The sequence below is a fragment of the Vibrio sp. qd031 genome, from assembly GCF_002100145.1.
Lineage (GTDB): Bacteria > Pseudomonadota > Gammaproteobacteria > Enterobacterales > Vibrionaceae > Vibrio.
In genome coordinates this window covers 62,584-87,779 of the sequence record NZ_JXQD01000003.1, presented here as the reverse complement: position 1 = coordinate 87,779, position 25,196 = coordinate 62,584, and the positions used below count along the sequence as shown (strand labels likewise).

General features: G+C 43.8%; 24 protein-coding genes. 14 read left to right on the top strand and 10 right to left on the bottom strand.

Annotated elements, in window-relative coordinates; translation table 11 throughout:
- The first annotated feature begins 1 nt into the window (after window position 1).
- From rhaD to ST37_RS02800, 4 genes are all read left to right on the top strand, one after another.
- Complete coding sequence (gene rhaD / locus ST37_RS02815; RefSeq protein WP_197687441.1) at window positions 2-814, top strand: rhamnulose-1-phosphate aldolase; 813 nt, start codon at window positions 2-4, stop codon at window positions 812-814.
- 8 nt (window positions 815-822) lie between these two features.
- Window positions 823-1,137, top strand: a complete 315-nt coding sequence (gene rhaM / locus ST37_RS02810; RefSeq protein WP_084883634.1) for an L-rhamnose mutarotase — start codon at window positions 823-825, stop codon at window positions 1,135-1,137.
- Window positions 1,138-1,173: 36 nt separating this feature from the next.
- Window positions 1,174-2,553: a sulfatase-like hydrolase/transferase gene (locus ST37_RS02805; RefSeq protein ID WP_084883633.1), complete on the top strand. Its 1,380-nt coding sequence runs from the start codon at window positions 1,174-1,176 to the stop codon at window positions 2,551-2,553.
- 164 nt (window positions 2,554-2,717) lie between these two features.
- Window positions 2,718-3,866, top strand: a complete 1,149-nt coding sequence (locus ST37_RS02800) for an iron-containing alcohol dehydrogenase (protein WP_084883631.1) — start codon at window positions 2,718-2,720, stop codon at window positions 3,864-3,866.
- A 74-nt stretch (window positions 3,867-3,940) separates the two neighbouring features.
- Here ST37_RS02800 and ST37_RS02795 read toward each other — a convergent pair whose 3' ends face one another.
- The 3 genes from ST37_RS02795 to ST37_RS02785 all read right to left on the bottom strand — a co-directional run bounded on the left by ST37_RS02795 (window position 3,941) and on the right by ST37_RS02785 (window position 6,574).
- The gene (locus tag ST37_RS02795; protein WP_084883629.1) at window positions 3,941-4,531 is read right to left on the bottom strand and encodes a DJ-1/PfpI family protein; all 591 of its coding nucleotides are present in this window, start codon (window positions 4,529-4,531) and stop codon (window positions 3,941-3,943) included.
- Window positions 4,532-4,571: 40 nt separating this feature from the next.
- A complete protein-coding gene (locus ST37_RS02790) occupies window positions 4,572-5,894 on the bottom strand; it encodes an anaerobic sulfatase maturase (protein ID WP_084883627.1) in 1,323 nt (440 codons plus the stop codon).
- A gap of 65 nt (window positions 5,895-5,959) precedes the next feature.
- Window positions 5,960-6,574 (bottom strand): Crp/Fnr family transcriptional regulator, encoded by a 615-nt coding sequence (locus ST37_RS02785; RefSeq protein WP_172400918.1) that lies wholly within the window; start codon window positions 6,572-6,574, stop codon window positions 5,960-5,962.
- A gap of 145 nt (window positions 6,575-6,719) precedes the next feature.
- On the opposite strand from ST37_RS02785, the gene ST37_RS02780 reads away from it, so the two are divergent.
- Entirely contained in the window at window positions 6,720-7,538 is an 819-nt protein-coding gene (locus ST37_RS02780; protein WP_084883623.1) for a sulfite exporter TauE/SafE family protein, read from the top strand.
- An 80-nt stretch (window positions 7,539-7,618) separates the two neighbouring features.
- On the opposite strand, the gene ST37_RS02775 is transcribed toward ST37_RS02780, so the two are convergent.
- From ST37_RS02775 to kduD, 7 genes are all read right to left on the bottom strand, one after another.
- A complete protein-coding gene (locus ST37_RS02775; protein WP_084883622.1) occupies window positions 7,619-9,385 on the bottom strand; it encodes a sodium:solute symporter family protein in 1,767 nt (588 codons plus the stop codon).
- Window positions 9,386-9,619: 234 nt separating this feature from the next.
- Window positions 9,620-10,246, bottom strand: a complete 627-nt coding sequence (locus ST37_RS02770; protein ID WP_084883620.1) for a bifunctional 4-hydroxy-2-oxoglutarate aldolase/2-dehydro-3-deoxy-phosphogluconate aldolase — start codon at window positions 10,244-10,246, stop codon at window positions 9,620-9,622.
- A gap of 10 nt (window positions 10,247-10,256) precedes the next feature.
- Window positions 10,257-11,186: a sugar kinase gene (locus ST37_RS02765; protein WP_084883618.1), complete on the bottom strand. Its 930-nt coding sequence runs from the start codon at window positions 11,184-11,186 to the stop codon at window positions 10,257-10,259.
- A 63-nt stretch (window positions 11,187-11,249) separates the two neighbouring features.
- On the bottom strand, window positions 11,250-11,888 hold the full coding sequence (locus tag ST37_RS02760) for an RpiB/LacA/LacB family sugar-phosphate isomerase (protein ID WP_084883616.1): 639 nt from the start codon (window positions 11,886-11,888) through the stop codon (window positions 11,250-11,252).
- Window positions 11,889-11,933: 45 nt separating this feature from the next.
- Entirely contained in the window at window positions 11,934-12,260 is a 327-nt protein-coding gene (locus ST37_RS02755; protein ID WP_084883615.1) for a cupin domain-containing protein, read from the bottom strand.
- A gap of 9 nt (window positions 12,261-12,269) precedes the next feature.
- Window positions 12,270-12,779, bottom strand: a complete 510-nt coding sequence (locus ST37_RS02750) for a YgjV family protein (protein WP_084883613.1) — start codon at window positions 12,777-12,779, stop codon at window positions 12,270-12,272.
- Between the two features lie 15 nt (window positions 12,780-12,794).
- Window positions 12,795-13,553, bottom strand: a complete 759-nt coding sequence (gene kduD / locus ST37_RS02745) for a 2-dehydro-3-deoxy-D-gluconate 5-dehydrogenase KduD (RefSeq protein ID WP_084883611.1) — start codon at window positions 13,551-13,553, stop codon at window positions 12,795-12,797.
- Between the two features lie 257 nt (window positions 13,554-13,810).
- Here kduD and kdgR point away from each other — a divergent pair, with 257 nt between their 5' ends.
- The 9 genes from kdgR to ST37_RS02700 all read left to right on the top strand — a co-directional run bounded on the left by kdgR (window position 13,811) and on the right by ST37_RS02700 (window position 25,193).
- Window positions 13,811-14,593 (top strand): DNA-binding transcriptional regulator KdgR, encoded by a 783-nt coding sequence (gene kdgR / locus ST37_RS02740; RefSeq protein WP_084883609.1) that lies wholly within the window; start codon window positions 13,811-13,813, stop codon window positions 14,591-14,593.
- 82 nt (window positions 14,594-14,675) lie between these two features.
- Window positions 14,676-16,544, top strand: a complete 1,869-nt coding sequence (locus ST37_RS02735) for a DUF294 nucleotidyltransferase-like domain-containing protein (protein ID WP_084883607.1) — start codon at window positions 14,676-14,678, stop codon at window positions 16,542-16,544.
- A gap of 5 nt (window positions 16,545-16,549) precedes the next feature.
- Window positions 16,550-17,257, top strand: coding sequence for an exonuclease domain-containing protein (locus ST37_RS02730; protein WP_084883605.1), 708 nt, complete (start codon window positions 16,550-16,552; stop codon window positions 17,255-17,257).
- Between the two features lie 366 nt (window positions 17,258-17,623).
- A complete protein-coding gene (uxaC, locus tag ST37_RS02725) occupies window positions 17,624-19,033 on the top strand; it encodes a glucuronate isomerase (protein WP_242426201.1) in 1,410 nt (469 codons plus the stop codon).
- A gap of 30 nt (window positions 19,034-19,063) precedes the next feature.
- On the top strand, window positions 19,064-21,091 hold the full coding sequence (locus ST37_RS02720; protein WP_084883602.1) for a heparinase II/III family protein: 2,028 nt from the start codon (window positions 19,064-19,066) through the stop codon (window positions 21,089-21,091).
- 380 nt (window positions 21,092-21,471) lie between these two features.
- Window positions 21,472-22,305 (top strand): 5-dehydro-4-deoxy-D-glucuronate isomerase, encoded by an 834-nt coding sequence (kduI, locus tag ST37_RS02715; protein WP_084883600.1) that lies wholly within the window; start codon window positions 21,472-21,474, stop codon window positions 22,303-22,305.
- Window positions 22,306-22,328: 23 nt separating this feature from the next.
- Window positions 22,329-23,312: a TRAP transporter substrate-binding protein gene (locus ST37_RS02710; RefSeq protein ID WP_084883598.1), complete on the top strand. Its 984-nt coding sequence runs from the start codon at window positions 22,329-22,331 to the stop codon at window positions 23,310-23,312.
- Window positions 23,313-23,369: 57 nt separating this feature from the next.
- Window positions 23,370-23,879: a TRAP transporter small permease gene (locus ST37_RS02705; protein WP_242426199.1), complete on the top strand. Its 510-nt coding sequence runs from the start codon at window positions 23,370-23,372 to the stop codon at window positions 23,877-23,879.
- A gap of 6 nt (window positions 23,880-23,885) precedes the next feature.
- Complete coding sequence (locus ST37_RS02700) at window positions 23,886-25,193, top strand: TRAP transporter large permease (protein WP_084883596.1); 1,308 nt, start codon at window positions 23,886-23,888, stop codon at window positions 25,191-25,193.
- The last annotated feature ends 3 nt before the right edge of the window (window positions 25,194-25,196 follow it).

Sequence of the window (25,196 nt, the reverse complement as noted above, 5' to 3'; positions counted from 1 at the left end):
CATGGAAAATCTACAATTTATCAAAGAGTTCAAGAAAACCACTTTGGATGCTTGGTTAAAAGGCTGGCATGAAAGAAATGGTGGCAACCTGTCGTACCGTATTGAGGACGAAAACGTAGCACTCGCCTCTGAGTACTTCAACGAGTCAGCTCCATGGCAGGACATTGGTGTCGAGGTCGCTAATCTAGCCGGAGAACACTTCCTTGTTACCGGCAGTGGCAAGTACTTTCGCAATGTCGATGGCGACATTAAGAACAACGCGGGGATTATTCGAATCTCTGATGATGGAACCCAGTACCAAGTCGTTTGGGGGCTAGACAATGGTGCGCGCCCGACCAGTGAACTGCCTGCCCACTTAATGAATCACGCAGTTAAAGTGGATGTGTCAGGTGGGTTACACCGCGTAGTGATGCATTCTCATACCACAAACCTAATTGCACTGACTTTTGTATTGCCCCTCGAAGATGAGTTATTTACTCGCGAGCTTTGGGAAATGGCTACAGAGTGCCCAGTGGTATTCCCAGACGGTGTTGGCATCGTTCCGTGGATGGTGCCTGGTGGTAACGACATTGCAAAACACACTAGTGAGCTAATGAAGAAATACGATGTTGCCATTTGGGCTCACCATGGCACATTCTGCTCTGCTGAAGATCTCAGCTTGGCATTTGGCCTAATGGATACGGTGGAAAAAGCCGCAGAAATCTTGGTTAAAGTGCTGTCGATGGGCGGCAAACGTCAAACCATTCAAACCTCAGAGTTTAAGCAGCTAGAGAGCGCGTTTTCTGTGACCTTGAATGACAAAGCATTGAGTTAGGAGCGGACATGATTCGTAAAGCATTTAAGCTTCAAGTCTATGCAGATAAGTACCAAGAGTATATCGATAGACATAACAACGTTTTCCCTGCTCTCGTGGAAGAGATTAAGAAGTCGGGCGCTGCGAACTATTCTATTTTTCTTGATGAAGAAACAGGTTTTTTGTTTGGCTATGTTGAACTTGAGTCTGAAGAAAAGTGGCAGCAAATTTCTAAAACCGATGCTTGCCGTGAGTGGTGGGGTTACATGCAAGATATTATGGAAACCAACGCCGACACTAGCCCGAAATCCATAGAGCTTAAAAACGTATTTTACTTAGCGTAATACGTGGCGACTAACGTGAAACAAGAAGGATTGAAAATGAAAAGACCAAATATAGTCGTGATTTTTAGTGACCAGCAACGTTGGGATACCCTAGGTTGTTATGGTCAGGAACTGCCAGTCACCCCTAATCTTGACCAGCTTGCCAACGAAGGTGTTCGCTTTGAACGTGCGTTTACGGTAAACCCTGTCTGTGGGCCGACTCGCTCAACCATGCAAACCGGCTTGTACCCTACAGAAACGGGCTGTTTTCGCAATGACATTATCTTGCCGGAGGGTAAGAAAACGGTCGCGCACTTTTTGTCTGATGAAGGCTACGATGTGGGCTACGTAGGCAAGTGGCATCTTGCTTCAAACAATACTTCTCATGAAGGGTTTGTTGTTGCAGCAGATGAAGATGCAATTGGTGAAACCATTGATAACTGTTTTACCGCAATTCCTAAGCAGTACCGTGGTGGCTATCGAGATTTTTGGGTAGCATCAGACATTCTTGAGGGTACGTCACATGGCTATGGCGGCTTCATGTTTGATATCGATGGTAACAAAGTAGAGTGGGACGAAGATGTTTATCGCGCTGATTTCCTGACCGACCTCACTGCTGATTACATCACCGATTACGATAAAGACGAGCCATTTTTCTTATTCTTGTCTTACCTTGAGCCGCATCATCAAAATGATCGCAAGACCTATGAAGGTCCACACGGATCAAAAGATGAGTGGGCCGACTTTAAAGTGCCGAAAGACCTAGAGCCATTTGTTGATGGTGACTGGGCTACGGAGTACCCAGACTACTTGGGATGCTGTCATAATCTAGACCAAAATGTTGGTCGAATTCGCCAAGCCATCAAAGATAAGGGCATTGATGACAATACCATCATCATTTACCTAAGCGATCATGGTTCGCACTTTAAAACTCGTAATAGCGAATACAAACGCTCTTGCCACGATGCATCGATTCGAATCCCGTTTATCGTTTACGACCCAACGGCGCAAGGTGGTCAGGTGATTGATAAGCATGCAAGTATTATTGATGTGGTTCCAACGCTACTGGATGCTGCGGGGATTAAGGTGCCTGATTACATGCAAGGTAAACCGCTGCAAAGCATGTACAAAGAGGGCGATCTAGACAGCAACAATAATGAGACGTTTATCCAAATCAGTGAGTCTCAAGTGGGTCGTGCTATCCGTACCGATAAGTGGACCTATTCTGTTTCTGCTCCGGATGTGAGCGGCATTTCTGTGAAAGATCATGACGTCTATAAAGAAGAGTTTTTATATAACCTTGAAGACGATCCGTACCAGCTGAATAACGTTGTCAGCGATAGCCGTTACGCGAAAGTTAAAGCGGAATTACGCCAGAAGCTACTTGATAAAATTAAGCAGATTGAGGACAAAGAGCCTGAGATTGAGGTGGTATAACTCAGCCAATTTACCCTAACAGGGTGTCCTGCCCTGTTAGGGGATTATTTACCTTCCCCCTTATAGACTCTCCCTACTATGCTCGTATCGAATTAGGCAAAAGTCGTTCGGTATTTTGGTGAGGGTCTATCCCATTTTCGTAAATAATATAATTGGAGTATTAGATGACATTTGCACTTAAAATGCCAAAGTTAGCGTTGGTTGGCGTCGGCGCAATTGAGGAATCGATTGAAAACTTAATCGGCGCAGGTTATTCAAAACCGCTATTAGTTACAGATGAAACCATTGTTAAGCTGGGCTTAACTGACAAAGTCACCCAGACACTTTCTAAACATAATGTTGAGTCTGTACTGTTTGGCCATGTTACCCCAAATCCAACCGCCGAATTAGTACGCGAGGGTAAGCAGGCTTATCTGGATAATGACTGTGACTGCTTTATTGCTGTCGGTGGCGGTAGTCCTATAGACTGTGCGAAAGCGATTCGAGTTATGGTTTCTAACGATGGCGATATCTGCGATTACAACGGTATCAACAAAGTGAAAAACTCGGGTGACTTTTTCATCGCAATCAACACGACCGCCGGGACGTCGGCTGAGATGACCTCAAACTCGGTGATCACCGATACAGTTACCTCAACCAAAATGGTCATTATTGACGATAAGCAAATCCCAGACATCGCGGTTAACGACCCAACGATAATGATTGGCTTGCCATCGCACGTTACTGCCTCAACTGGTATGGATGCACTGACTCATGCTATTGAAGCCTTTGTCACACCAGGCAATCATACGCTTACTGAACCTACGGCAGCGGAAGCGATTAAGTTGATTAGCCAATGGCTACCAGTGGCAGTTGAAGACGGAGAAAACATAGAGGCGCGCGAGAAACTGGCTTGTGGTCAGTACCTAGCGGGCATGGCGTTTAACAGTGCTGGGCTGGGATTGGTTCATGCAATGGCGCACCAACCAGGTGCCACTCACGATTTACCACACGGGGTGTGTAACGCAATTTTGTTGCCACACGTTTGTGAGTTCAACGCCCAGCAAGTTCCAGAGCGCTATAAGCGTATTGCGGAAGTGATGTCAGGTAAAACCCTGGATCTGGACGACGAAAGTGGCGCTCAACTCGCCGTGAAGTTGATTCAAGAGCTATCAGATAAAGTCAAAATCCCAAGCGGTTTTGAAGCTTTAGGTATCAAAGAAGCCGACATTGATATGTGGATTGACAAAGCGTTAGCGGATCCATGTTTAGGGGGCAACCCTCGTGTTCCTACCGCAGATGAAATTAAAAATCTGTATGTCGAAGCGCTTTAACTTGATTATCAGACCTTAAAACGAAAAAGCCTTCCATTTGGAAGGCTTAATTTTTGTCAGGTTGTGCTTAACGCTTAGTAATCGGTGAAGCGTCGATAGTTGATGTGATTACATACCCAATCGACATCGTTTATCTCCCTTGCGCGAGTTCGTTTGTCACCCAATAACGCTTCGGCTAACGCAAACGCAAAATCGAGGGTGTAGCCATAGTCTTGTCCTGTAATGAACTGCCCGTCAATCACCACAGGTTGGGCGACATACTGTCCATCGTCATAATCTTTATAGAATTGACCACAGCAGACGTAGCGGTGAGAGCCAAGAAGGCGGTTTTTTGCTAACACTTTTGCCGCTGAAGAACACAAGGCTGCAATGTAAGCACCTTGTTGGATGTGGCGCTCAATAAAATCAACTGCTTCTAGATAATTACCGAGCTTGTCAGTATTTGGTGGACCTCCCACTAATACTACGGCGTCAAAGCTGTTTTCAACATGCTGAGAAAGAAAGTCGTCGGCATTAATTGTTACATCGTGATAAGAGGTAAGTTCGAGCGTAGCATCACAAGATAGGGTGGTTACAGATATTTGAAGGCGACGCAATACGTCGACAACATTAATCGCCTCACCTTCTTCGAAACCGGCGCTTAGTAATAGTGCTACTGTTTTCATTTTTACTCGTTATTCTTTTAAGGGGTTAGAAACACTGCAACTAACCGCAGCAACGCTTGAATTTCTTGCCACTTTGGCAAGGGCAAGCATCGTTTCGGCCAACACTCTGTGTTTTAGCAAACTGCTGCTGTTGTGTTTGTTGCTGGGCAAGATAGCTCATAATTTGCGCCGGGGATTGACGCTGTTTAATCAAACTCGCCATAAACTGCATGGGTTTTTCTGTATGAGCGAAGAACTTGAAGTAGCCAGAGCATAGGTAATTATGATCAGGTTTTCCTGAAGGGCCTCGCTCGAAACGGTGCTTAGGACAACCGCCGTGACAGGCAAATCGATAACGACAGTCAACGCATTTTTGGTTTAGATGAGTGCGTTTGTCTTGACCAAACTTAATCGCTTCATCGCTGTTGTTCATATCAAAAATGGTTTGCTGGTGGATATTACCAAGCTTGTACTCTGGGTAAACATAGTGGTCACACTGGTAAAGATCGCCATTGGCTTCTAAGGCAAAGGCGTGACCACATTGCGATGCGGTCACACACATAGTCGAAGGGTTTCCAAGCCAGGTGTTGAGCGTAGAGTCGAACATCTGCACAAAGGTTTGGCCGACATCATGCCTTACCCAATAATCAAAGATGGTGTTGAGGAACTGACCAAACTCATCAGAGTCTACGGACCAGCTTGTCATCTTCGCTAAAGGTTCACCAGGACTTGCGAGCAGCACAGCGCTATCATGGTTGGCATCCGGATCCTGTAATGCCTCTCTTTCAACCAGAGGAATAAATTGCAAGTAAGTCGAGCCGATACTTTTCAGGAATTGGTATACTTCAACAGGTTGTTTTACGTTGCGAGCATTAACTACGGTAAGGGTATTGAACTCGACTTGATACTTTTTGAGTAACTCAATGGCACTGACGACTTTTGCGTGTGTTCCCTTATTACTGCGAGATTTTCGATAACAGTCATGCAAGTGCTCGGGACCGTCAATTGACACACCAATAAGAAAGTTATGCTGTTTGAAAAACTGACACCACTCATCGTTGATTAATAACCCATTGGTTTGAAAGCCGTGGTGGATGTTTTTTCCCTTTCCATACTTTTCGCAAAGCTCTACGACCTTTTTGTAAAAGCTAAGCCCCAGCAAAGTCGGCTCTCCTCCTTGCCATGCAAAGTGCACTTCGTCAGTTTGCTGCGCCTCAATGTGCTGTTTAACGAACTGCTCTAGAGTTTCGAAGCTCATACGCCAGTTGCTCTGCCTTTCTGGATAGAGCTGATCTTTTTCTAAATAGAAACAGTAGTCACAATCGATGTTGCATACCGATCCAGATGGCTTTGCCATCACGTGACAATTAGGGATAGGGGGCATTGGTGCGATCCTGTGTTGAAGCGAGCAAACTGGAAGAAGAAAGGTTGCTCGCCAATTTTTTCATTTTATACAACAGAGTCTTTAAATATCTCAAGTTGTTGCAAGGTTACCGGCTTTGGTTTGCGTGTTGAGTTTTCGAGAACACCAGATTCTTTTAACGTCTTGCAATAACGAATTACAGTAGCAATATCAGTTCCACTGTATTCCGAAATCTCACGATAAGTCCAAGGGTATTTAGGGTACATTTCAAAGAAATAATACAACGTATCTAAGATCCGTTTCTTAGCATTAAAGGAATTAAACTGCATAAGCCTCTTTTCCGCTTCTCCCAGTTCAATACAGACTTCCTGCATCAAAAAATTGGCCAGAACCGGTGATAACTTGTTGAGCGACTGAAAATCGTTAATGCCAAACTTAACCACTTCACTGTCGAGCATCGCTCTCGCAGTTGATGGATACGATTGCTGGGTAAAAAGAGACCGATAGCCGAAATAGGTGTTTGGCCCATAAATTCTAAGAAGCGACTCTTTACCGGTTTTTGTTACCTGATACAGGCCAATCAATCCTTTGGTCACATAATAAAAACCATTCGCATCTTGACCACTTTCATAAATGACTTGTTTTTTCTTTAAACAAGTCTTCTGTGATTCGGTTTCAATTAGTCTATGTTCGTTATGCACAGTGAATATATAACCCAGTAAGTTTACATTAATTAATATATCAGCTTTTTATTTTTCTAAATATGACCACTATCATAAATGTTTTATAAGTCGGTGAAATAAAATTCAGGTATCTAATTGAATTATAATCTTACTGGTGTTGTTAATGGATATGAATACTTTTCTGTCAGAGGTTTTAGCCGCCGATGCGGTGGTGTTGAAAATGACATTGGGGTGTATTTTTGGTTTGTGCTTAGGCCTAACCGGTGTGGGTGGCGGGGTTCTTTTGATACCCATGTTGCAGGTTTTCTGTGGTATGGCACCGGTACTGGCAGTAGGTACCGCTAGCACAATTTCAGCTATGGTAAAAGTCAATGCATCTATTGCTCACGTTAGATCGCGCAACGTTTCTTGGCGACAAGTCATGACGTTATTTATTGGTGCGGTTCCCGTCACCATCTTGGTAACGCAAGCGGTAGTTTTCTTTAACCATCACCCTGTCTATGGAGAGCTCACCCAGTCAGTAGTCACAATGTTAGTCGCGTCAGTAATGATTGGTTCGCTGGCGTCTGTGTTAAGGAAATATTTAAGTAGCAATAAAGAAGTAAGCATAGCGTCAAATATTAAACCTAGTAAAAGGAAAACAATTATTTCTGGTGCTTTCTGTGGATCTGTTCTAGGTTCTACCGGTGTAGGTGGTGGGGTTCTTCTTTTACCTATTCTTAATAATGTTCTTCATTTAGATATTAAAAAGGCGGTTGGTTCTTCTGTCGTATTGGCGCTATTTTTGTCAACAATAGCGGCGCTTGGGTACGCTAAAGGCGGTCAGACAGATGTTATCACGGCAATTTGGTTTCTGGTGGGTTCTTTCGTTGGGGTTCCTGTATCTTCTATGCTGATGAAGAAGATGAGCGACAATATGGTTTATCTTGTTACTTTGGTTGTTATTTTGATCAGCATAGTGATGTATTTTCAAACCTTGTAGGTGAGTGATTTAGTGTATCTTAAGTGGATTCAAAAAAATCAAAGAAAACCAGAGGGTCACTACCCTCTGGTTTCAAACGATTAACTTGCTGTCTGTGGCGTTAAGGCATCACCTTTTGCGGCACTTTTAAGCAGTAGGCCACCTACGGTCACAATCACAGCGGCACAGAAAACAAATGCCATGCGACCCCAGAATGGGTTAGGGATGAGAACCATAGAGAATACAAGGCAACCAAAGACTAAGATCAGTTTACCAAGCATGCTGCGTTGTTGACGATCCATCTCGTCTTGACCTTCATCAGCTACAACTGGGGTTGCAACATCAGACCAAAAGTTATCAAGCTCTGTTTTGCGCTCGTTTGCAGGCTCTTTGTAGAACTTAGTAGTAAGGCAGAAGAATCCACCTGTAATCACCAAGTGTCCGACAATGCCTAGTAGTACTTTAAGATCCGATGCTTCACGGGCGGTAAAGCCAGATTCTAGGTTCAGTAGGTTTGATACGACATCAGCAGTAAACACAAAGCTAACAACGTACGACACGAACATACCTACCACAAGTGTTGCCCACGCCGCCCAGTCAGGTGTTTTCTTAATAAACATACCAAAGAATAGAGGCACTAGGATTGGCATTTGAAGTAACGTACTTACGTACATCATTGCATCAAAAAGACTCAAACCGCGAAGCGAGTTAATAAACAGCGCAACCATGATGATCAATACACCAAATACCATTGTGACCAATTGGCTCACACGCATTAGCTTTTTGTCATCAGCATTCTTGTTGATGATTGGGGCGTAAAAGTTACGCACAAACACACCAGCGTTACGGTTAAGACCAGAGTCCATAGAGGACATGGTGGCTGCAAATACCGCAGACATCAGTAGGCCGACCATACCAACTGGCATAGCTTTTTCAACAAATACTAGGTAAACAGCATCTGCCGCTTTACCACCCAGTTCAGCCGCGTGTGCTGTAGCAGCCTCAGGGTAGATCACTGCCGTTACCCAAGGTGGCAAGAACCAAATCGCGGGACCAATTAACATCAATACGAACGCGAGTAATGCAGCTTTACGAGCGTTGTTGGAGTCTTTGGCCGTTAGGAATCGGTAGGAATCCTGCATATTATTAATGTTTTGCAGCTGCTTCACAAACATGAAGATGAACCACGAGACAAACAGTAGCGGATAGTTCATACCTGAACCCATTATGCTTTCGGCAGGGAATTGCTCAATCAGGTTTGAAGGACCACCAATCTTAAACAGCGCCGCAACGGCACACACCACGGTGACTGCCATGATAACCACCATCTGCACAAAGTCTGACGCAACCACACCCCATGCGCCACCCAGAACTGAGATGAATAGCACGATAAGTCCAGTGACAACGATAGTCGTTTCAATATCAACTTTAAATACCGCACTTACAAACAGCGCAAGACCATTAAGCCAAATACCTGTGTAAACCACGCTTGTAGGCATAGTTGCCCATGTGAATACTTGCTCGTTGGTTGCGCCAAATCGGCGACGAACGCCTTCAATCGGTGTTATTACTCGCATTTGACGAAAGCGGTACGAAAAGAAAATCCACGATAGTAGGAAGCCAAATGCATTTGCCATAAAGACAACCATAATTGGGAAACCATCGGTGAACGCTTTACCTGCGGCGCCAGTGAATGTCCACGCACTGAATTGCGTCATAAACGCAGTGGCACCAACCATCCACCAAAGCATTTTACCGCCGCCACGAAAGTAGTCACTGGTAGAGCTACCAGCAAAACGCTTAAAAATGATGCCTATCGCTATCATAAAGATAAAGTAGACACCAACAACTAGCATGTCGATATTCATTATTAAACCTATTTCCTAAATTATATTTAAAGAGAGATTCTTTTAAAACATTGTTTCATTATTGCATACACGTAGGTTCAATAAAGTTGAAGGGTATGTTTTTGTGATCTGGACAATAAAAAAGTGCTGTGTAAACGAGAGGGTAATGCGCAACTTAAGTGATGTTAGCAGGCAAAAAAAAGCTGCTAGACAGACAGGGACTAGCAGCAAAGTGCAAGTAGTGGGGATTTCTAATTATTGGTCAAGAATTCCGGCTACATTGCGGACAAGCTCAGCCAGTTCTTCCCATTTTTCGTCGTCGATAAGATGAGTAGGAACCATCCAAGTGCCGCCACACGCAAACACGCTTGAAATCGCCAAGTAGTCATTCACATTAGATGGATTAACACCACCAGTAGGCATAAATTGAACAGGGTATACCGCAGTTAGCGCTTTTAGCATACTGACACCGCCAGACGGCTCTGCTGGGAAAAACTTCAGTGTTTTGAGCCCAAGTTCCATCGCTTGTTCTACTAGACTGGGATTGTTAACACCAGGAACGATAGTCACGTGTTTTTGTTGACAGTACTGAACGATGTTAGGATTTAGACCTGGGCTAACAACAAAATCCACCCCAGCTTCAATGGAGGCGTCGACTTGCGCTTTTGTGAGCACCGTACCTGATCCGATTAGCATCTCTGGGTAGGCGTTTCGCATTGCCTTTATCGCATCCGCAGCTTGCTCCGTTCTAAAGGTCACTTCAGCGCAAGGTAAGCCGTTTTCAATCAGTACTTCTGCCAGTTTTGCCGCTTTTGATGCATCTTTTATTGCGATGACAGGTACCACTTTAATTTGCGCGAGGCGCTGTTCTAATGGTTGCATTGATTATTCCTTAAATTATGGGCATAAATTCTTTTGCGATCACCGCACCAGAATGTTGGATCACTGTCCCTGCCAGCAGGTGTCCTGCCTGAGCAGATTCAATTGGCGTTCCACCAATCAGCTTTTTAGCCAGATAACCTCCGCTAAAAGAGTCGCCTGCCGCAGTCGTATCAACCACGTTTTCAATAAGGTTTGCTGGAACTTCAAACTTGTCATCACCGCTAACAATGAAGCAGGCTTCTGCACCGCGCTTTACTACGATTTCTGATACACCCAGATCTCGAGCGCGATTGATCGACTGTTGCTCAGACTCATCTCCCCACAACAACACTTCGTCATCAAAAGTGAGAAAAGCGATGTTAGTGAGCGCAAGGATTTGGCGATAGGCGGATTGAGCTCGCTCGCGGTTTTGCCATAAAGTCGGTCTATAATTGTTGTCGAACGCAATAGCTGTGCCGTTAGAATGGCAGGCGGTAAGCACTTTAATCAATTTGCTCAAGCAGTCTTCAGGCAATATAGCAAGGCTGATACCGCTAAGATAAATCCAGTGATTGTTCGATAAAGTGTCGATCAGCTGCTGATTCGAATAGTGACGTAACCAGAACTTTGCTGCTGAATCATTGCGCCAGTAAGAAAAACTGCGCTCACCGTCTTCAGACGTTTCGATCGCGTAAATACCAGGATTTTTTTCGTCGTCAATGTGCACATGTTCGGTGGCAATGTTTTCTTGTTGCCATAGTTCTAGCATCTTACGGCTAAAGGGATCTTTGCCTAAACCGGTTAAGTATTGAGTTTCAATACCATGTTTATGAGTCAACCGAGCAATGTAGGTAGCCGTGTTGAGGGTATCACCACCAAAACCATGGTCCAGCGTCCCATTTGATGTTCGTAGCTCCACCATACACTCACCAAGGATTGCGATTTTTATTGGAGTAGTCATGTTAGTCCGTTACTTTGCAATAAAAAAAGCCAGTAGAGACTGGCTTTTAGTGTTGTTTCTCAATCAATCTAGTAGAGAGCGTACGTAAGCTTCTAGTTCTGCATCTTGGCAATGATCGAAGAAGCACTGTTGGAAACGTGCACTCCCTACAGCGGTTTTAACCAAATCTTGATCTATAGCGCGAAGTGAATCCACAATGTTGTCTTTAGCAACCGCGGCTTTCACTTGGTTTAGAATGGCAGCATTGGCTTGCTGTGGTACAGCACGCTCTACAGGGTAACCTTGGCCACGCTCACCAGTGAACGCTTTCTCGAAGATATAACGGACATTAAGCTCGCCCGCCCAACCGAAGCCTTTAGCAAACGCCAGAGAAAGTGCGTTACCATTGTTGATTTGGTTGTAAAGGAAGGCATCCGATGGCTCTAGACAGTAACCACAAGTTACACCAGGGTGAAGGTTTAGAGACATTAGAGCACCTTGGCCAGTACCACAGCCTGTGACTACGAAATCTACGGCTTTTGAGTTGATCAAAATACTTGCCATGATACCAAGGTGAATATAGGTAAGATGGTGGTCATTTTCATCGGTCATACCAAGGTTGAACACTTCATGACCAAGAGGAACAGCAACATGTTCCAGCTCAGAAGCTACCATGGCATTTTTGCCTGCTTGGCTGTTTTCCATCATTAGTGCGATTTTCATTGTAATCTCCTGCAGTCTTTCTGCTTGGTTTAATCTTAAAGTTTTTTATTCTTGAATGAAGTCTTTACGCATTGGCGTAAAGTTATCAATCAGCACACCTGCTTCTAAGCATACACAGCCATGCTCAATATTGGGTTCTTTATACATGGTGTCACCAGCAACAACGACTTGTATTTCGTCACCGATAGTGAACTCAAACTTGCCTGACAGCACATAGGTTAATTGCTCATGAGGGTGTGTATGTAAAGCGCCTACCGCGCCTTTTTCAAAATGCACTTCTACTGCCATCATGTTTTCACTGTGGGCAAGTATTTTGCGCGAAATACCCTCTCCAAGGTCTTCAAGAGGGAGCGAATTGTTATGTACAAACATGGTTTTACCTTATTGTTGAAGCAGAGGCTGCCTATCTCTATAGATACGGACAATTGTGGTGATATTCATGACTATCACCGATATTTCTAGCAAGCTTCCACCGATTGAACCGACCATTAAGTTATTTACTAACCAACAAGTTGAACCGAGTAAAAAGCCTATCCGTAAAGTAATGCCTTTGAGTAAAAATATCGAATAGGTCCCTATAATGGTTCCTGCTATTGGGAACAGCTGATACCAGTTTTCTGCTAATGCGGTACCACTTGCCACTCCTACCCCAATAAAAATTGCGGCTACCCAGATTGATCGAGTATAAATTGCGCAATAAGTTCTCAGAGCAGATAACGCCGCTCCAACCGCAGAAAGTAAAGACCCTAACAACAAAAAATGGACAAGATGGTTTACGTTTAGTAGTAGCATTATGACTTTGAGTTTGCGATCGTCTTTCTGATAGAAAGTTGAAAGCCCTAAGCCGAAGCTTACTAGTCCGAATAACTGTGCTGTAAACTCTACGTTCATCTTGTCCTACAATTGCTATCGTGCGAGCCAACCACCGTCGACTGCGATCGTGTAGCCATTGATGTAATCTGCAGCAGCAGAAGCAAGGAATACACAAGGACCGGCAACATCCTGAGGTGTGCCCCAACGATTAGCAGGGATGCGCTCAAGAATTGATTGGCTACGCTCTGCGTCTTCACGGAGTGCTTGGGTATTGTTAGTTGCCATATAGCCAGGCGCAATAGCATTGACGTTGATGTTATGACTCGCCCATTCGTTTGCCATAGCACGAGTAATGCCCATTACTGCGCTTTTGGAAGCGGTATAAGATGGAACACGAATTCCGCCTTGGTACGAAAGCATCGAAGCGATATTAATGATCTTGCCGCCGTTACCTTGAGCGATCATCTGCTTTGCAACTGCTTGAGACATAAAGAAAACAGTCTTTGAGTTGATGTTCATTACATCATCCCAATTCTGTTCAGAGAAATCGATGGCGTCTTCGCGGCGGATGATACCTGCGTTGTTAACCAATACATCGACACGACCAAACTCGGTTATAGTTTTGTCTAAAATGGTTGGAATGTCTTCTTGCTTAAGTAGGTTTGCACGTACATCAAGAAAGGTATGACCAGCTGCTTCCATCTTTTCTATGGTTTCAGTTGGTTCAACGTAGTTTACACCGACAACTTTACAACCCGCTTCTGCTAGACCCAGTGCCATGCCTTGACCTAGTCCAGTATCACAACCCGTTACAATCGCTACTTTGCCTTCTAGATTGAATGAATTCAACATAGTGCTTTTATCCTTAGTTACGTTTGATTACGTGGCGATATCGCGCATCGCTCACTCTGTTATGTCATACAATATAGATTTTCGATCACGCTGTAAATAAATTTTGAAACGACATTTCAGTTTTAATTTCCAAAATGTTTATTCTGTGAAGCTGATCATTAAGTAGTTCTAATTTTTTTAAAACACTGTTTAGAAATTATGAAAAATGCTATTTTATCGGTATAACTCTCTTATCCAAGTTTTCAAAAGGGCAATTGATGGACAAATCCACCCAACCAGAAGCAGTATCGTCGGTTTTAAAAGTATTCAATATCGTCGAGTCTTTAGGAGACCAAAAGGAAGTCGGCGTATCTGAACTGTCTCAACGTTTGATGATGTCTAAGGCGACCACTTACCGATTTCTGCAAACCATGAAAATGTTAGGTTATGTTTCACAGCAAGGCGAGGCTGACAAATACTCTCTTACACTAAAAATGTTTGAGCTAGGGTCCAAGTCCTTGGAATGGGTTGACATGGTGACGATTGCGGAAAAAGAAATGCGCCTGATCTCAGAAGAGACCAATGAAACGGTCCACTTGGGTGCTTTAGACCACGGTACTATCATCTATGTACATAAAATTGACTCAAGCTACGCGCTTCGCATGCACTCTCGCGTTGGTCGACGGAACCCATTGCACACTACCGCAATTGGTAAAGTATTATTGGCAGAGCGTGATGAAGCCTATGTCCGTAATCAGCTCTCCGACGCCGAGTTTGTAAAAAGTACCCCAAATACTTTAGAGAGTATTGACCAGTTTATTGACGAGCTTAAGTTGGTTAAAGAGCAACATTTCGGTGAAGATAATGAAGAGCAAGAGCCTGGTCTTCGGTGTATCGCCGCTCCGGTGTATGATCGATTCGGGACAGTCATTGCCGGTGTTTCCATCTCATTTCCAACCATTCGATTCGACGAAAACAAAAAAGGCCGATACATTGAACTGCTTCACGATGCCGGCCGAAGTATCTCCAAACAACTGGGTTTTACCGACTATCCGGTTTAATCCTTAAAAAAGCAGTTTAATAACTGCTTTTTTTTGGCGCTGATTCATTTAATGAAACGCTGGTTTATTTTAAGGAGAAAAAATGACGACTTCTATTACGCCTAATGTAAGTGAATTTTTAAAACGTATTGATCCTTTCGACAAGCTGCCTAGTGACGTTGTGGACCAACTGGCGGCGACTGTGTTAGTCAAATACCTTGAAAAAGACGAAGTCATTAAGTTTAGTGCCCTGTGTACTAAGCGGTATCTTTACCTAATAAGAACTGGGGTCGTAGAGCAACGCTCACCAAACGGTGAGCTCAAAGCACGATTAGGTGAAGAAGATCAGTTTGGATTTACTTTCTTAGAACCACTCGTTGATAGTGAAGATGGTTATCAAGCTCATACGGTTGAAGATTCACTCCTGTATATGATCCCTCATGAGCAGCTTCAACTTGTTACTCAAACCAATCCAGAGTTTAGCGATTTTTTTACCTCCAAAAGTAAAGATAGACTGCATAAAGCTACTCGCGATGTAGTTTCGAAGGAAGACAAGCCGTTTTTTTTTAAAGCTGTGGGTGAAGTGGCTAGCGAGAACATTACTATTGTGACGAGTACAACGCCGATCAAAGCCGTAGCAAGGAAAATGTGTGGAAAACACCCTAGCTCATGTGCAGTGGTAATGGACAATAATGACATTGTAGGGGTTGTGACGGACAGAGATATGACTCGAGCCGTGATTGCTGCGGAAGTCGATACCGATCAACCGATAACTGCAGTGATGAACCGTTCACCAGTGGTGGTACAATATGAAGATAAAATTATCCAAGCCATCTCCTTGATGCTTCAGTACCACATCCGATGCTTACCGGTTGTAAAAGACCAGCAGGTTGTTGGTCTACTTACTACCACGCATTTAGTACATAACCACAAAACTCAGTCACTGTTTCTGATTGAAAAAATCAGATACGCAGACTCGATAGAGGCATTAGGCGCTCTTAAGCAGGAAAAGCAATACATATTTCAAGCGTTGGTCGAGAGTGGGGTCAGTGCAGAGGTTCAGGGACAGGTAATGTCAATGATCATGGATGCATTTACTCGTAGGATCATCCAGATTAGTGAAGAGAAGCTCGGGCAACCGCCATGCGAATACGCGTGGCTAGTTGCAGGCTCTCACGCTCGAAACGAAGTTCACATGCTATCCGATCAAGATAGTGCGATTGTGTTATCTGATGACGCTAAAGAGTCCGATCGCGCGTACTTTTTACATTTAGCGATGATTGTATGTAATGGCTTGGACGCGTGTGGCTACCCACTATGCAGTGGCAAATATATGGCAGCGACACCTAAGTGGTGCCAACCAATTTCGCGTTGGAAGCAGTATTACCACAAGTGGGTGTCTAACCCTGAGTATAACCGCTTGCTCAGTATTAGTGTGTTTTTAGAGATACGAGCGATTCACGGCAATAAAGAGTTTGTCGATACGCTTCATAACACGCTGCATACTGCAATACATGAGAATCAGCGATTTTTATCTACCTTGGTACGAGATGCGATCACCACGAACCCTCCACTGGGAATTTTTAATAGCTTAGTGTTGGAAAAAGGGGGAGATCACACTAATACGCTCAATATAAAGAAATTCGCCCTCAACCTTATTATCGATTTAGCGCGGATATTTTGTCTCGCTGCGGGCGGAAGCTTGACGGGAACCGAAGAGAGGTTTCGTTATGCGGTCGAAAAAGGCACTCTTTCTCAAGACAGTTGCGACAACATCATTGAAGCCTACCGATTTATCAGTCAGGTCCGTTTTAGGCACCAGCTTATGGCGGCAAAAGAGGGAAAAGTGCCAAATAACCAGATTTCTCCCGACGATTTTAGTAGTTTTGAGCGAAAGCACTTAAAAGAAGCATTTAAGATCATCGCTCAACTGCAAGATGTAGCGAAGATCAAGTTTCTGAATGTGGGGTAAATGAGATGATCAAATGGTTAAGACAAAGACGTCGGCCTAGTGCTGAAAAGCTAAGACAATCCATGGCCGTTCAGCCACACTTTAGCGAAAGTATTAAGCGTTATATTTCTACCCCTTTGCCGAAACTTGAAAAGCCACTAGAAGAGCAGCAATTCATCGCAATTGATTTTGAAACGACTGGGCTTGATTTTGAACGCGACAAGATCCTCTCAATTGGCAGTGTTGGTTGCAGTATGGATGGTATCAACATAGCTAGTAGCATTGAGTTGTATGTGAATAACGGCGAGCATATTAATGCGACGAGCGCTGAGGTTAACGGTATAACCTCAAAGATGGCGAACAAAGGGACCGATATGGGTAGGGCATTTGATACCTTACTCGATGCTATGCGAGGCAAGATTGTACTGGCTCATAATGCGAGTATTGAAAAAGCATTTATCAACAACTTCACACGCCAAGCCTATCAAATTGACGATTTTCCTTGTTACTTTATCGATACCATGGCCCTAGAAAAGCGCTTTAGCTACGCGGCTCGCAGCAAGCTCCACACGAGTTATCAGCTAGGTGATTTGCGACGACATCATAATTTGCCAAACTATTCCGCACACTCTGCTGCTATCGATTCTGCTGCATGCGCTGAATTGTTTCTGGTGCAGTGTAAAAAATTCAAGTTAGGACAGGAGTGTTTGGATAAAGTAATTATGAGTTATTGAGATTCTTTTTGATAACGACAGAAATTGGGTGAGTAACCGGCAATGGGCATTTGTGACTATCACACTTCATTCAAAGTAGCGTAACTACCATTATTAATTTATAAACGCTCATGGGCTTATGATCGCTACACAGTGGGCTGAAGCTGCATCCTTGCACACATAATGAAACGCCGTTTCGTAGATCACATAAACAACATTTTCTTATGGAAAAGTCGAGCGAAAACACTAAAATCAAAACATTGTTTTATTATTAGTAAACTGACGATCCCTTTTTGTTGGGTAATGCTTGAAATACAATGCCTAATAGCTATCGTTACCGGCTAGAGGGCAAGTTTGAGTCAGTTTATGATTTTGGGAATTCTCTAAGTGAAGAACAACGTTTATATGCATGACGATTACTTACTCAACTCGCCGCTAGCGAGACAGTTGTACCATGAATGCGCAAAGCACCTACCGATAATCGATTACCACAATCATCTTGATGCAAAAGAGATCTGGGAAGATGCTCAACCGAAAAACCTGTGTGAAGCCTGGCTAACTAGTGATCACTATGTCTGGCGAGCAATGCGCAGCAACGGGGTTGATGAATTCTATATTACGGGTGACGCAAGCGATGAGGACAAATTCAGTAAGTGGTGTGAATCACTGCCTTATCTAGTGGGAAATCCATTGTATCAGTGGTCACACCTAGAATTATCGCGCTTTTTTGGTAACGATTTACTGCTCAACCCCGAGAACGAGAAAACGATCTGGGCACAGACTAAAGCACTACTGGCTGAAGGGAAGAACAGTACACGTCAAGTTCTACGAGATCTAAAGGTTGATGTGCTTTGTACAACCGATTCACCACTCAGTCATCTTCAATATCATGCAGCGTTAAGAGAGTCGGAGTTTGGCACTCGAGTGTTTCCAACTTTTCGCGCAGATGAACTGTTTACCTTTGATGATCCTAGCGCGACCCAGTTATTGGCTAAAAAACTCAATACACTGACCACTATAAACGTTCAGTCATTCTTTAGCTTGGTTGGCGCTATAAGCAAACGAATAGAACACTTTCATCTACTTGGCGCAAGGCTTGCTGATCTGGGGTTAATGAAGGTTGAGTATGCGCAATGCAGCTCAAATGATGCTGAACGTCTTTATGCGCAGCTTTGCGTCGGTAACTCATTGTCGGCGGAAGAAGTTACGCAACTCAATTCACGGCTCTTTTTTGAGCTAGGAAGGCTCTATCATCAACATGGATGGAGCTCACAAATTCATATTGGCGTCTTGCCTAATGTTAATGAAAGACGCCAAGCTGAGATTGGAAGGGGGACTGGGTTTAGCGTAATGAATGACCAAAATATTGCCGAGGATTTGGTTAAGTTGTTGAGCGAGCTGGATAAAAATAGATGCCTTCCTAATACAGTGCTCTACAGTTTAAATGCCAACCACAATCAACTACTTAGCTGTATTGCAGGTGCTTTCCAAGACAGTGATGCCTCCGCAAGTAAAATTCAGTTTGGCGCTGCGTGGTGGTTTAACGATCATAAAGATGGCATGGAAGCGCAGCTCACGACACTCAAAAATCTAGGAGCATTGGGCCGATTTGTGGGGATGTTAACGGACTCGAGAAATATCTTTTCATTTAGCCGTCACGAATACTTTCGAAGAGTACTTTGCAACTTGATGGCACGGTGGGTGTTGGAAGGTGAAATTCCTAATGACGAGGCTTTGCTCAAACAAACGATCCAAAATATCTGTTATTTCAATGCTAAACGTTACTTCAAGTTTTAGCCTTATTCTTTTTTTAGGGAACTGACTATCATGCTTCAATTTACCCTCCAAGAGATGGTCTCTATTAAGCAAAGAGCCACTGCAGACGTCATTGATGCGCTACGCAATGACAATGACATAGTACTTAACAACGACGTGTTAGTCCCTTGCGATGGCAGAGCGACTTGGAACCTTTACTATTTCTGTCCGGAGCATGGAGTGCGCCTTAATTGGGACCGAAACAAGCCTGAATCTCACTGCTGTCCTGTCGATGGGAAAGAGTTTACTGGAGAGCCTTATGATGGTGCTTGGTGGCGTTGGCTAAATGGCCTCAATGCAAAAGCTTGTTACGATTTGGGTTTGTTGTGGCATCTTACCGATGATAGTCAGTATTTTAACAAGGTTAAGCAGATCTTGTGTGAGTACGCGAACTATTATCCTGACTACGAAGTTCATGGCGGGATCCCTTACAACGGGCCGGGTAAAGCAAATGCACAAACCTTGTGTGAGGCCAATTGCCATTTAGATTTGGCGCGCGGATACGATTTTATCAAACAAGGTCTGACGCAAGCAGAACAGCAACACATTGAACAGCGCCTATTGCGTGAAGGTGCGGATTTTTTAATGGCCCACCGAACGCCACAATTGCATAATCACGAAATGAAGATCAATGCTACCATCGGGGTTATTGGTCTTATTCTCGATGACACTAATTACATTGAATTTGCCTTAAACACAGAGTACGGCCTGCATTACCAGTTAGATAATGGCTGCATTGGTGAAGGAATGTGGTTTGAGGGATCCATTCACTATCACTACTACGCATTGCAAGCGTTGCTGAATTTTGAAAAAATCGCGTTTAATACGCCGTACTCTATTAGCTCAAATCCGAACTATCTAAAACTACTTAAGTTTCCTTTAAAACTGGTGATGAACACCGGAGATTTCCCCCGCCTTAACGACTGTATTGCAGGACAAGAGAAGTTAACTCATGCACATCTGTTTGAGTTTGCCTACAAACAGTTCCCGTGTGATGAATTTGCCACAGTCTTGGCATCGATTTATCAAAACATCAGTCGAGATAATATAAATGCGCTTCTCTACGGTGTGGACTCTCTACCAGATAGCGTTGGTCTTGAGTGTCAGTCGATCCACGCACCGGGTGCTGGCATCACTATAGAATATGACCGCGAATTGAATAATGCTCTACTTTACAAGCATTCTCCGTATGGCGGTGAACATGACCATTACGATCGATTAGGCTTGATTCTAACGCGCCAAGGTAGAGAAATATTGCCCGATCTTGGTACAACCGGTTATGGCGCTGAACTGCATTATGGCTACTATAAAAATAGTGCTACTCACAATACGCTTGTCGTGGAGCAGCAAAACCAGTCGCCTATTAATCCGCAATTACTTGGGTATCAAAGTGGTGACAAGTACCGAGTAATTGATTGTGTGGCGGATTGGTCAGGTGAGGCCGCTAAAGTCGACAGTCATACCATTGTGCAATGGGATGCAAAAGCATACAAAGACGTGCGATTTCGCCGTGTGGTGATTTGGTTGGGGGATGCGACCATCGAATTGATTAAAATTGATAATCCCCACGAAAGGCAGTTAGACCTGACGTACCATGTGCGCGGAACGCATGGGTTCGATAGTCACGAAGACAACATGCAGCCACGACCAGTGCCAAACCCGCTAGAAGGGCCATTAGCGCGCATGACGCAAACTGCGATGTTCGATAGCGCACTTCAGCACACTTTAAGTTACGAGATCGAGTCGCAGCCGCAATATAATCAGCATATTGTGTCGCAGCAGCCATTTAACATACTCACAGGTTATGCCCCAGATAACCCTGCCACTTCTGATTTGGCGTACAGCTTACTGCGCAGCCACAGCAGAGACTGGAACGTAGCGGTTCTCCACGATATTTCGATGGAGCAGCACTATAAATTGTTAGAGGCAAGGTGGGGCAACGAAAGTGTGAGCCTAATATTTAACAATGGACATGATCTTCAAGTTATTGACTATCTGTACCACTCCCAAACTTTAAAGCTACGAGATATACAAGGATAGTTGTTTTTTTAAGCAGAAATCGACTAAGTTTATAGACAAAGCATACGCTGCACGTATAGCTCAGGTAACACACTTAGTTACCAAAACACTGGCCGCAGCTACCATTGATTATCGAGAGATGATCAGTGGTAGCTGCGGTTTTCTTTATCTACTTAATCGTACTTTCAAATTTTAACTGCCTTTACGTCTCACCTAGCAATGTTTACTTCAAACTAGATAATAAAACGCAGTTTCAAAATGCGATTTAGCTCAAAAATGCAGCGGATTATTTTAAGAAATAGCGATCATGGATCACGTCCATACATGTTCGCATATGAACGATATTGATCGCATAGGAAATTTAATTACTATATAGACAGTCGTAATCATTAGGAAACACTATGCTAACCAAGTACTCCGCCAATCCAAATGACGTAAAAACCTATTCAACAGCTCAGTTACGTAACGAGTTCTTGATTGAGGATTTGTTTGAGCGTTCCAGTATAAAACTCGCATACAGTCATATTGATAGAGCCGTGGCTCTGGGAGTGTGCCCTGACAGTGAGCCATTGATTCTCGATCAATGGATAGACAGTAAATCTTTTGGAACAGACTACTTTTTACAACGACGTGAAATGGGACTGGCTTGCTTGCAGGGGCAGGTCACGATCACCGTTGATGGAGAGTCTTATGATCTTAATACTCTGGACGTGTTGTATATCGGGCAAGGGTCGAAAAACATCGAAATTGTCCGAAGAGAAGGTGATGCACGTATCTATGGATTGAGTGCGCCGGCTCACATGAGCTTACCTTGTAAATTAATCACCAAGGCAAATGCTCGAGTGGTGGAGCTAGGCAGTCTAGAGACCTCAAATAAACGTGTCATTAACCAGTACCTGCATCCTGATGTTGTGCAAACCTGCCAACTCTGCCTTGGTATTACTCACTTAGAATCAGGCAGTGTTTGGAACACCATGCCTGCACATACTCACGAGCGTCGAATGGAGGCGTACCTCTACTTCAATATTAAGCCTGAACAGGCTGTCTTCCACATGATGGGAGAACCGACTGAAACTCGCCACTTAGTCGTGCGAAATCACCAATTAGTATTGTCGCCAAGCTGGTCTATTCATTCTGGCTGCGGCACTCAAAACTATAGCTTTGTCTGGGGAATGTTAGGTGAAAACCAAACGTTTGACGACATGGACTTTATACCAATGAATACATTGGCTTAAATTAAAAATAATAGGAAAATAACATGAACAAGACTCTACAGAACGTACTATTTACAACCCTAGCGGGCGCGGCGATCACCGTATCTTCACTGACTTACGCTGCAACAGAGATTAAAGCGGCATTTAATCAGTCGGATCAACATCCTCAATATCTTGCACTGGAAGAGTTTGGAAAGCAGCTAGAAACTGCAACCGATGGTCGTTATAAAGTGACGATTTTCCCCAATGCCTTATTGGGTGATCAACGTGCATCCTTGGAGTTGGTGCAAGCTGGTGCCGTTCAGATGGCCGTAGTGGCAAACCCACTCGTCGAGAATTATGATAACACCTTCACAGCCATTGGTATGCCGTTCGCTTATACCGGTATCGAACATCAAGAGAAGGTCTTTACATCAGGTGTGTTGAATGACCTATTTGCCTCAACTAAAAAGTTTGGTTTTGAAGTGCTAACTGCTTATACCGCAGGCTCTCGAAACATCTATACCAAAGGAAGTAATGTTGAGTCGGTATCTGATATGAAAGGCCAAAAAATTCGAGTCATGCAGTCCAATACAATGGTTGAAATGCTGACATGTATGGGCGGTACGGGTGTTCCAATGAGCCAGGGAGAGGTATACACCGCAGTGCAGCAAGGCGTTCTTGATGGTGGCGAAAACAATGAAATAACCTATGCGGACATGAAGCACTATGAGGTCGCGCCATACTTCAGCAAAACATCACACTTAATGGTTCCGGATCTTGTTGTGATCAGCGATGACTTCATTAACTCACTGCCTAGTGATGATCAAGCAACGATTCGCAAATTAGCTAAGGAATCGACTGTCGATGAGTTTGCTAAATGGAACGCAAAGATTGGTTCTGCACGCGCTTTGGCTGAAAAGAATGGCGCAACTTTTAAGGATGTTGATGTTAAACAATTCCAAGACAGCTGTTTGCCTCTGCAGCAGAAGCTCATCAAAACTGATGCCCAAAAAGAATTAACTAAAGCAATCAATGAATTGAGTTAATGATGTATGAAGCTAGGCATTGTGCCTAGCTTCTTTGAAATGCAAGGAATGAGTCTAGTGGAAAAATTGTTAGTCTGGACAGAAAAAGTCAACGCGGTCATTAACTGGGTGGTAGAGCGAACCTGTATCGCCATAATGGCGCTGCTGACGGTACTGGTTACCTACCAAGTTGTTACCCGTTATGTGTTTAATAGTCCTAGCGCCGTGAGCGAGGTGTTATCAAGGTACATGTTTGTTTGGCTGGTTCTAATTGGAAGTGCTTACGTTTTTGGGTTAAGGGAACACATGGCAATAACTTACGTACGTGACAAATTCTCACCTAGAATCGGCATCATCGTAGATATTGTTACTGAATGGGGGATAGCTATTTTTGCGTTCATTGTTATGTGGCAGGGAGGTTATAAAGCATCTGTTCGACAGATGTGGCAACTCGATTCAGCATTGGAGATTCCAATGGGAGTTATCTATGCCGCATTGCCGATTTCAGGCGCGTTGATCTTGATCTATTTCGTGATTAACCAATTGAAGCTTGTTCATCAGTTTCAACAAATTAGACTCAAAGGATAATTGACCATGGATGCAGCAACTCTTGCCGCCCTAATCATGTTTGGTGGCGCTATTTTATTATTGGTTCTTGGTGCACCGATTGGTATTGGTATCGGGCTACCATCATTTGTCGCAATGATTAGTATTTTACCTCTCGCGGGTGCAACGACAACCGCGGCTCAACGTATGTTCACTGGACTAGACAGTTTTGCCCTATTAGCCATTCCATTTTTTATCTTGGCAGGCAATATCATGAACAATGGGGGAATTGCCATACGGCTCATCAATTGTTCAAAGATTGTGACTGGGTATTTCCCTGGCGCTTTGGCTCAAACGAACGTTGTGTCAAACATGTTGTTTGGCTCAATTAGCGGATCGGGTGTCGCGTCGGCAGCGGCTATTGGTGGGATCATGAACCCCATTCAAGAAAAAGAAGGGTATGACAAATCCTTTAGAACAGCTGTCAATATCGCATCTGCACCGACTGGAATGTTGATTCCACCAAGCAATACGCTAATTGTCTATGCCACCGTTGCAGGTTCAGTTTCTATTTCTGCTCTATTTATGGGCGGCTATTTGCCCGGATTATTGTGGGGTGGTGGGGTTATGTTGGTGGCGGGAATAATGGCTTACCGACGCGGTTATACCTCACGTCACATATTGAGTATCTCTGAACGAGTGCGCCTGTTTATTGATGCTATACCGAGTCTATCGCTCGTTGTGGTCGTGATTGGTGGAATACTTGCTGGGATATTTACACCAACAGAAGCCTCGGCTATTGCAGTAGTATATTCATTGCTTCTTGGGTTTCTATACAAAGCATTAAAAGCAGAGCAGTTGCCCGATATTTTGTTAGCAACGGCCAAACTAACCGCAATCGTTATTTTTATGATTGCCGCTTCATCAATCATGTCATGGGTGATGGCGTTTACACAGATCCCAGGCATGATTGCAGACACGTTGCTTGCATTGACTGACAATCCTTTAGTGATACTGTTGATAATTAATATTGTATTGCTATTTGTCGGCACTTTTATGGACCCAACACCAGCAGTCTTAATTTTCACACCAATTTTTCTACCTATCTGTGTGAATTTAGGTATGGATCCCGTTCAATTTGGCATCCTGTTGGTGTTTAATTTGTCGTTGGGAACTATTACACCACCTGTCGGGCCAATTCTTTTTACCGGTTGTAAAATCAGTGACATCAAAATTGACCACGTGATCAAAACGCTGTTACCATTCTTTGCGGTAATATTTTTAGTCTTGATGGCGGTAACCTATATACCGGCTATTTCGATGACGATCCCAAGAATGATGGGGTTAGTTAACTAAGGA